Annotated in this window: 1 protein-coding gene; it reads right to left on the reverse strand. The window is 51.9% G+C overall.

Going from position 1 to position 1,345, the window contains the following annotated elements; translation table 11 throughout:
- Window positions 1–767: 767 nt before the first annotated feature.
- Window positions 768–1,244 carry a helix-turn-helix domain-containing protein gene (locus D1223_RS00020; RefSeq protein WP_000469298.1) on the reverse strand — a complete coding sequence of 159 codons (477 nt, stop codon included), beginning with the start codon at window positions 1,242–1,244 and terminating at the stop codon, window positions 768–770.
- Window positions 1,245–1,345: the final 101 nt, after the last annotated feature.

The raw sequence follows: 1,345 nt of genomic DNA on the forward strand, positions 1-1,345 counted from the left end.
CAGCCGTGATTTTTGCCAGATTTCGTGGTTTTCACGTTCAACAGCTCCTGCACGTTTTTTGCCGTCCGTTCACCGTTAACCCCCGCAGAAATCGGGACAGGATGTGCAAATGTAATACCGTCACCCGCGACGATATTCCGTTTGCCATCTGGTCAGGGCTTCGCCCCGACACCCCGTATCAGTGCGTACGTGCTCAATGTGGTTTCCGGTTCTCTTCCGCTTCCTCGCCCACTCGCTCACTAACGTTCGGTCGCTGGGGCTGCGGCGAGCGGTGCCACCTCTCGCATGTTGTCGGTGATTCCGCTGTTGTTCTTTCGGGGATGAGTCGTCAGATAGCCCTTCAAACGCGCTCAGAAGCTCTCAGACGCACGAGGCGGGGTTTAAATGCCCGTCAGGGCATGGAAGGCGCGAAAAACGCTTACAGAGCGTTTCAGGAGGTCAGGCGCGCCGATACCCCTAGCCAGGGGCTTTCAGGTCGCCAGGAACCGCGCCAGCCCCCTGCAAAGCCCATTTGCACGGTACAGGCAGTCACTCGGTTGGTAGGTGGTCGTAGACCGTCGGTGTTACAGCGATGGGGGTCTGGGGTTCTCCCCAGACGGTTTCCGGTTGCGCTCAAGGCGCTGCCGGAACCGTGGCGGCTCGGTCGTTCTGGAGATCGGGGAGCAAAAACACGCAAGGGATTTTGAGGCGGCAAAAGAGCAATGCAGGATAGACAATCATGGTCAGAACGTTAACACGTAGCCCCTGATTGTCCGCCTGCCGCTGGCTCAATTTGAAAACATGGCCATGATTCGGCGCTGAATATCACCGTCTTTGTTGACCAGTGTTTTAGTGACAAATGCTGCATGGTTTTTCGTAGTGTTGTATCCCTTCCAGACTTCATGTGGATCGAGGGCATACGCACAAACCTTACCAGCAACGGGGATTCTAACTAATGCATTTTTTGATTCTAAGTAATTGAGCCAACGAATAATTGTGCTTCTGCTAACTCCAAGTTTTTCAGCTAGGAATTGCTGATCCGCAACGACAGCGCCACACGTAGGATCGATATGCTCCGCTAAAAATGAGTACAGCTTCAGTGCTGATATGCCTTGGCTATCCTTCAGCAGCTCTCGAACGCGTTCCCAACCTTTTGGGGATACCTGTGTAAACCTTGAATTCTTCTTTGCTTCTTCGAGATCCTCGGTGTTTTTCTTTGCCTCATCTGAAAGTTGTTTCAGTCGTTTTTCTGAATCAATAAACATGATTTTTTCCCTCTAAAAATCCCATGCACTAACGTTGGTTCAAATCTAAGCCATCATGACACATCTGTGCAACACCTTGTTGCGTGTTGTCGCATCCAGGA

Source organism: Henriciella mobilis (assembly GCF_003576285.1).
Taxonomy (GTDB): domain Bacteria; phylum Pseudomonadota; class Alphaproteobacteria; order Caulobacterales; family Hyphomonadaceae; genus Henriciella; species Henriciella mobilis.

Coding starts and splice junctions, on each gene's coding strand:
- D1223_RS00020 (WP_000469298.1), bottom strand. CDS start 1,244: ATGTTTATTGATTCAGAAAAACGACTGAAACAACTTTCAGATGAGGCA.